This window comes from Streptomyces sp. NPDC037273 (assembly GCF_055603625.1).
Map to the genome: position 1 here is coordinate 85,015 of NZ_JBVJVO010000022.1, position 8,225 is coordinate 93,239.

Sequence of the window (8,225 nt, forward strand, 5' to 3'; positions counted from 1 at the left end):
CCTTCTGTCCCACCGTCCAACTTGACGTACGGCAAGGGGAAACGGTTGCCCACCGTTCCCTTACGAGTGAGTCTCGGCCCGGTCTCGAACGGGTACCCCGGCTCCCCGCGCCTACGCCCCCGACTCCCCGCGGATCACGGCCAGCACGCCGTCCAGCTCGTCGGGCTTGACCAGGACGTCCCGCGCCTTCGAACCCTCGCTGGGCCCCACGATGTTGCGCGACTCCATCAGGTCCATCAGCCGCCCGGCCTTCGCGAAGCCGACGCGCAGCTTGCGCTGGAGCATCGAGGTGGAGCCGAACTGGGTGGAGACGACCAGCTCGGCGGCCTGGCACAGCAGGTCGAGGTCGTCGCCGATGTCCTCGTCGATCTCCTTCTTCTGCCGCTGCCCGACGGTGACGTCCTCCCGGAAGACCGGGGTCATCTGGTCCTTGCAGTGCTGGACGACGGCCGCGACCTCGTCCTCGGTGACGAAGGCGCCCTGCATGCGGACGGGCTTGTTGGCGCCCATCGGCAGGAAGAGTCCGTCGCCCTTGCCGATCAGCTTCTCGGCGCCGGGCTGGTCGAGGATGACCCGGCTGTCGGCGAGCGAGGAGGTGGCGAAGGCGAGCCGGGAGGGCACGTTCGCCTTGATGAGACCGGTGACGACGTCCACCGAGGGCCGCTGGGTGGCGAGCACCAGGTGGATGCCGGCCGCGCGGGCCAACTGGGTGATGCGGACGATCGAGTCCTCGACGTCCCTCGGCGCGACCATCATCAGGTCGGCGAGCTCGTCGACGATCACGAGCAGGTACGGGTACGGGTTGAGCTCGCGCTCGCTGCCCTCGGGCAGCTTGATCTTGCCGTCCCGGATCGCCTGGTTGAAGTCGTCGATGTGCCGGTAGCCGAACGCCGCCAGGTCGTCGTAGCGGAGGTCCATCTCCTTCACCACCCACTGGAGGGCCTCGGCGGCCCGCTTGGGGTTGGTGATGATCGGCGTGATCAGGTGCGGGATGCCCTCGTAGGCGGTGAGCTCGACCCGCTTGGGGTCGACGAGCACCATCCGTACGTCCTCGGGGGTCGCTCTTATCATGATCGACGTGATCAGGCAGTTGATGCACGAGGACTTGCCGGAGCCCGTGGCGCCGGCGACCAGGACGTGCGGCATCTTCGCCAGGTTGGCCATCTCGTAGCCGCCCTCGACGTTCTTGCCGAGCGCGACCAGCATCGGATGGTCGTCCTCGGCCGCCGCCGCGAGGCGCAGCACGTCGCCGAGGTTGACCATCTCGCGGTCGCTGTTCGGGATCTCGATGCCGACCGCGGACTTGCCGGGGATCGGCGAGATGATCCGCACGTCGGGCGAGGCCACGGCGTACGCGATGTTCTTGGTGAGGGCCGTGATCTTCTCGACCTTCACGGCGGGGCCGAGCTCGACCTCGTACCGCGTGACCGTCGGGCCGCGGGTGAACCCCGTGACGGCCGCGTCGACCTTGAACTCGGTGAAGACGTTCGAGAGCGCGTCCACGACGGCGTCGTTGGCGGCGCTGCGGGTCTTGCCCGGCCCGCCGCGCTCCAGCAGGTCGAGCGAGGGCAGCGCGTACGTGATGTCCCCGGCGAGCTGCAGCTGCTCCGCCCTCGGCGGCAGATCCGTCGGCTCGGGCGCCGGCTTGGTCAGATCGGGTACGCCTCCGCCGGGACGCCGCTCACCCCCACGCGCGGGCGGTACGGGCGCGGCGGCCTTCGAGGCCTGCTCCGCGGCCGCCGCGGCCACGGCGGCGTCCCGCTCGGCGGTGACGTCCCTGGTCAGGTCGGCGACGATCGGCGAAGGCGGCATGCCGTTCAGGACGGCGCCGTCCAGCGCTGCGGCCGCCGCGGCGGCGACGTCCACCGGGTCGAGCCCGAGGTCGAAGGCGGGCGTCTCGGAGCGCGGCGCGGGCCGGCCGCGCCGCTCCAGCATCTCCGCCTCGGCCCGGTCCACGTCGTACGGCTCGGCGGGCCCTGCGGCGCGACGGCGGGCGGCCCTGCGTGCGGGCTGCGGCGCGGCGTCCCGCCAGTCCTCGTCGTACCCCTCGTGCTCCTCGGCCTCCGCCGGGTCGTAGGCGGGTTCGACGATGCCGAGCCGGGCGCCGAGGGCGCGCAGCCGCTGCGGGATCGCGTTGACGGGGGTGGCGGTGACGACGAGCAGACCGAAGACGGTGAGCAGGACCAGCATCGGTACGGCGAGGACCTCGCCCATCATGAAGACGAGGGGCTGCGAGGCGGCCCAGCCGATGAGGCCGCCGGCGTCCTGCATGGCCGCGCTGCCGTCGCCGCGCCCCGGCGAACCGCAGGCGATGTGGACCTGTCCGAGGACGCCGATGACGAGGGCGGAGAGGCCGATGCTGATCCGGCCGTTGGCCTCGGGCCGCTCCGGATAGAGGATCAGCCGGATGCCGATCGCGCCGAGCAGCAGCGGAACCAGCAGGTCGAGGCGGCCGAAGGAACCGGTCACCAGCATCTCGACGAGGTCGCCGACCGGGCCGCGCAGATTGGACCAGGTGCCGGCGGCGACGATCAGCGCGAGGCCGAGGAGGAGCAGCGCCAGCCCGTCCTTGCGGTGGGCCGGGTCGAGCCCCTTGGCGCCACGCCCTATCCCCCGGAACATCGCGCCCACCCCGTGGGCGACGCCGAGCCAGGCGCCGCGCGCGAGCCGGTAGACGCCACCGGTCGGTGACGGGGCCGGGCGGGGAGCGGCCTTCTTCGCCGCCGTCTTACGCGCGGGGGCTCGCTTGGCGGGCGCGGCCTTCTTCGCCGGCGCCTTCTTGGCGGGCGGCTTGGCCGCGGCCTTCGCGGGTGCCGCTTTCTTCGCGGCGCCCGTCGTACGACCGGCGCGCGGCTTCGCGGCGCCCGCCGTGCCCTGAGAACCCTTGCCGGACGTACGTGAAGCCATGGTGCTGAGGTTACCGGTGAAGGTACGGGCTGTCCGCCTCACCCGATCGTGTCGTCCGTCCCGGGGCACGATGCTGACGCCCGATCACGAGCTTCCGCCCTTCGGTGACGACGTGTCAGCTCTGGGCGGGAAGCGTCGGCGCGGCGCCCGTTCCCGGCTCCAGCGCGTCGAGGGCACGGCGCAGACCGGTGAGCTTGCGCTCCAGGTGCGCGGCCGTGGCGACGGCCGCCGCGTCGGCCGAGTCGTCGTCGAGCTGCTTCGACAGGGCTTCCGCCTGCTCCTCGACGGCCGCGAGCCGGGCGGAGAGTTCGGCGAGCAGGCCCGCGGCCTCCTTGCCCTGACCACCCTCGCCGCCGCCCTCCAACTGCAGCCGCAGCAGGGCGGCCTGCTCGCGCAGCTTGCAGTTCTTCATGTAGAGCTCGACGAAGACGGAGACCTTGGCGCGCAGCACCCACGGGTCGAAGGGCTTGGAGATGTAGTCGACCGCGCCCGCCGCGTACCCGCGGAAGGTGTGGTGCGGGCCGTGGTTGATGGCGGTGAGGAAGATGATCGGGATGTCCCGGGTCCGCTCCCGCCGCTTGATGTGGGCGGCGGTCTCGAAACCGTCCATTCCCGGCATCTGGACGTCGAGCAGGATGACCGCGAAGTCGTCCGTCAACAGCGCCTTGAGCGCTTCCTCCCCGGACGATGCCCGCACCAGCGTCTGATCGAGCGCGGAGAGAATGGCCTCCAGCGCCAGCAGATTCTCCGGCCGGTCATCGACCAGGAGGATCTTGGCCTTCTGCACCATGCCCCGTCCTCCTCGCCCCGGCAACGGCTCGCCCCGGCTCCCGGAGCCGGGGGAAGCACCGGGCGCCGCCCCAGAAGACGACTCCCTGACGCCGTCCGTCCTTGTGCCGGTCATCGTAGCCGCACCCCGCCCGTCGCCACACCCTGTCACCGCGATGTCACTGTGCACGTAGCAGAAACGCGGTGGGAGACCAGAAGGTTCCCCGTTTCCCGCCCCCTCACACGCCCGTGGCGACGTTCCGTCAGCGGAGTCCGGGGGTCCGCGCGGCGCTCCGCGCGAACCCCCGGCAGCGGGGTCACTCGCCCCGCATCCACTGCTCCATGACCGACAGCAGGTGATCCGGGTCGACCGGCTTGGTCACGTACGCCGAGGCACCCGACTCGATCGCCTTCTCCTTGTCGCCCTTCATCGCCTTCGCCGTCAGGGCGATGATCGGCAGCCCGGCGAACTGCGGCATCCGCCGGATCGCCGTCGTCGTCGCGTATCCGTCCATCTCCGGCATCATGATGTCCATCAGGACGACCGTCACGTCGTCGTTCTGCTCCAGGACCTCGATGCCCTCCCGCCCGTTCTCCGCGTACAGCACCGCGAGACCGTGCTGCTCCAGGACGCTGGTGAGCGCGAAGACATTGCGGATGTCGTCGTCGACGATCAGCACCCGCTCACCGGAGAAGTTGAACGTACGGCGCGGCTCCACCTCCGCCTCCTGCTCCGCGCGGCCCGCCGCGTACGGCTCGCCGGACTGCCCCGGCACCCCGTTGCGCCCCCCGGACGCGTCCGCCGCGGCCTTGCGCCGGTGCCGGAACAGCGCCCCGGCCCCCGACCGCGCCTCGGTCCGCACCGGCGGCGGCGGGAAGTGCGGGAACGGCTGGATCACCCCGCCCATCCCCTCCTCCGCGCCCTGCTGCGCGTCCTCGGCGTCCGCCGCGCCCTGCCCGTACCCGTGCGAGGGAAGCTCCGTCGGGCTCAGCGGCAGGTAGAGCGTGAAGGTCGAACCGCGGCCCGGCTCGCTCGCCGCGAAGATCTCGCCGCCGAGCAGCCGCGCGATCTCCCGGCTGATCGAGAGGCCAAGACCCGTACCGCCGTACTTGCGGCTGGTCGTGCCGTCGGCCTGCTTGAACGCCTCGAAGATGACCCGCATCTTCCCGGCCGCGATCCCGATCCCGGTGTCGGTGACCGAGAACGCGATCAGCGCGGCCTCCGGATCACGCAGCGAACCGGCCTCCAGGAGCTGCTCCCTGATCGACTGCGGCACGTCCGCCGCGGCCGGCCGGATCACCAGCTCCACCGCGCCCGTGTCGGTGAACTTCACCGCGTTCGACAGGAGGTTGCGCAGCACCTGGAGCAGCCGCTGCTCGTCGGTGTGGAGCGTGGCCGGCAGCTCGGGCGAGACCCGCACCGAGAAGTCGAGCCCCTTCTCCGCCGTCAGCGGCCGGAAGGTCGCCTCGACGTAGTCGACGAGCTGGACGAGCGCGATCCGGGTCGGCGAGACGTCCATCTTGCCCGCCTCGACCTTCGACAGGTCGAGGATGTCGTTGATCAGCTGGAGCAGGTCCGAACCGGCGCCGTGGATCGTCTCCGCGAACTCGACCTGCTTCGGCGTCAGATTCGTCTCGGCGTTGTCCGCGAGCAACTTGGCAAGGATCAGCAGCGAGTTGAGCGGCGTGCGCAGCTCGTGCGACATGTTGGCCAGGAACTCCGACTTGTACCGCATGGAGACCGCGAGCTGTTCGGCACGCTCCTCCAGGACCTGCCGGGCCTCCTCGATCTCGGTGTTCTTCACCTCGATGTCGCGGTTCTGCCGGGCGAGCAGCTCCGCCTTCTCCTCCAGCTCCAGGTTGGAGCCCTGGAGTTCCTTCTGCCGGTGCTCGAGCTCCGCCGACCGCTCCTTGAGCTGCTCGGTGAGCTTCTGCGACTGCTGGAGCAGCACCTCGGTCTTGGTGTTGACGCTGATGGTGTTGACCGTGGTGGCGATCAGCTCGGCGATCTGGTTGAGGAAGTCCCGCTGGATCTGCGTGAACGGCTGGAACGACGCCAGCTCGATCACCCCGAGGACCTTGCCCTCGAAGAGCACCGGAAGCACGATCACATGCGCCGGCGAGGCCTCCCCGAGACCCGAGGAGATCTTCAGGTACCCCGGCGGCACGTTGACCTGGATGGTCCGCTTCTCCTCGGCGGCCGTCCCGATGAGCGTCTCGCCGGGCCGGAAGGAGGTCGGCATGGACCCGGTGGAGTATCCGTAACTCCCCCGCATGCGCAGCTCGTACGAGCCCTCCGCCTCGCCGACGAGTTCGGCGTCGCCGTGTGCCGAACCCGTCGGCATGGCCACGAAGAACGCGCCGTGCTGCGCCGAGACGACCGGTGTCAGCTCGCTCATGATGAGCGAGGCGACGTCGTCGAGGTCCCGGCGGCCCTGCATGAGGCCGGAGATACGGGCCAGGTTGCTCTTCAGCCAGTCCTGCTCGTCGTTGGCGAGGGTGGTGTCGCGCAGGTTGGCGATCATCGTGTTGATGTTGTCCTGGAGCGCCTGGATCTCGCCCGCCGCGTCCACGCCGTCGATCTTGACGTTGAGGTCGCCGCGGGTCACCGCGGTCGCGACGGCCGCGATGGCCCGCACCTGCCGGGTGAGGTTCTCGGCCATCTCGTTCACGGATTCGGTCAGGTCCCACCAGGTGCCCTCGACGTCCCGGACCCGGGCCTGGCCACCGAGCTGACCGTCGGTGCCCACCTCGCGGGCCACCCGGGTGACCTCCTCGGCGAAGTTCGACAGCTGGTCGACCATCGTGTTGATGGTGTTCTTCAGCTCCTGGATCTCACCGCGCGCGTCGATGTCGATCTTCTTGGTGAGGTCGCCCTTGGCGATGGCGGTGGTGACCGCGGCGATCTGCCGCACCTGACCGGTCAGGTTGTCGGCCATCGAGTTCACCGACTCGGTGAGGTCCTTCCAGGTGCCGGAGACCCCGGGAACCCGGGCCTGGCCGCCCAGTTCACCGTCCGTGCCCACCTCGCGCGCCACGCGCGTGACCTCGTCCGCGAAGGACGACAGGGTCGTCACCATCGTGTTGACGGTCTCGGCGAGCTCGGCGACCTCGCCCCGCGCCTCGACCGTCACCTTCTTCGTCAGGTCGCCGTTGGCGACGGCCGCCGAGACCCGGGAGATGTTCCGCACCTGGTTGGTCAGGTTGTTGGCCATCAGGTTGACGTTGTCGCTGAGGTCCTTCCACGTACCGGTGACCCCGCGCACGCGTGCCTGGCCGCCGAGGATGCCCTCCGTACCCACCTCGCGGGCAACGCGCGTGACCTCGTCGGCGAAGTTCGACAGCTGGTCGACCATCGTGTTGACGGTCGTGACCAGTTCCAGGATCTCGCCCCGGGCGTCGACCGTGATCTTCTTCGACAGGTCGCCCATGGCGACCGCGGTGGTGACCTCGGCGATGTTCCGCACCTGGATGGTGAGGTTGTTCGCCATGAAGTTCACCGACTGGGTGAGGTCCTTCCAGGTGCCGGAGACCCCCTGCACCTCGGCCTGACCGCCGAGGATGCCCTCGGTGCCCACCTCGCGGGCCACCCGGGTCACCTGCTCGGCGAAGTTCGAGAGCTGGTCCACCATCGTGTTGAGGGTGTTCTTCAGCTCCAGGATCTCGCCGCGCGCGTCCACGTCGATCTTCTGCGACAGGTCACCGCGGGCCACCGCCGTGGCGACCTGGGCGATGTTGCGCACCTGAGTCGTCAGGTTGCCGGCCATGCCGTTCACCGAGTCGGTCAGATCACGCCACACACCGGCCACACCGGGCACCTGCGCCTGACCGCCGAGCCTCCCGTCCGTACCCACCTCGCGGGCCACCCGGGTCACCTGGTCCGCGAACGCGGACAGCTGGTCGACCATCGTGTTGATGGTGTTCTTCAGCTCCAGGATCTCGCCGCGCGCGTCCACGTCGATCTTCTGCGACAGGTCACCACGGGCCACCGCGGTCGTCACCTGCGCGATCTGCCGCACCTGCGACGTCAGGTTGCCGGCCATGAAGTTCACGGAGTCGGTGAGCTCGCGCCAGCGGCCCGAGACACCGTCCACCCGCGCCTGACCGCCGAGCCGGCCCTCCGTGCCCACGTCCCGGGCCATCCGCGTGACCTGGTCCGCGAACGACGACAGCTGCGACACCATCGTGTTGACGGTGTTCTTCAGCTCCAGCATCTCGCCGGCCACGTCGACCGTGACCTTCTGCGACAGGTCACCGTTGGCCACCGCCGTCGTCACCTGCGCGATGTCCCGCACCTGACCGGTCAGGTTCCGGAAGGCCGTGTTCACCGAGTCGGTGAGGTCCTTCCACGTCCCCGCCGCACCCGGCACCTCGGCCTGACCGCCGAGCAGACCCTCGACGCCGACCTCCCGGGCCACCCGGGTCACCTCGGAACCGAAGGCCGACAGCTGGTCCACCATCGTGTTGACGGTGTTCTTCAGCTCCAGCATCTCGCCGGCCACGTCGACCGTGACCTTCTGCGACAGGTCACCGTTGGCCACCGCCGTCGT

3 protein-coding genes are annotated in these 8,225 nt (G+C 70.0%); all 3 read right to left on the reverse strand.

Features of this window, described 5'->3' with window-relative positions; all coding sequences use genetic code 11:
- Positions 1 to 111: 111 nt before the first annotated feature.
- Positions 112 to 2,907 (reverse strand): DNA translocase FtsK, encoded by a 2,796-nt coding sequence (locus ACZ7G1_RS36300; RefSeq protein ID WP_470880113.1) that lies wholly within the window; start codon positions 2,905 to 2,907, stop codon positions 112 to 114.
- A gap of 115 nt (positions 2,908 to 3,022) precedes the next feature.
- A complete protein-coding gene (locus ACZ7G1_RS36305) occupies positions 3,023 to 3,697 on the reverse strand; it encodes a response regulator (RefSeq protein ID WP_017237733.1) in 675 nt (224 codons plus the stop codon).
- A 295-nt stretch (positions 3,698 to 3,992) separates the two neighbouring features.
- A partial coding sequence (locus tag ACZ7G1_RS36310; RefSeq protein ID WP_471204400.1) for a HAMP domain-containing protein occupies positions 3,993 to 8,225 on the reverse strand: 4,233 nt, incomplete at its 5' end.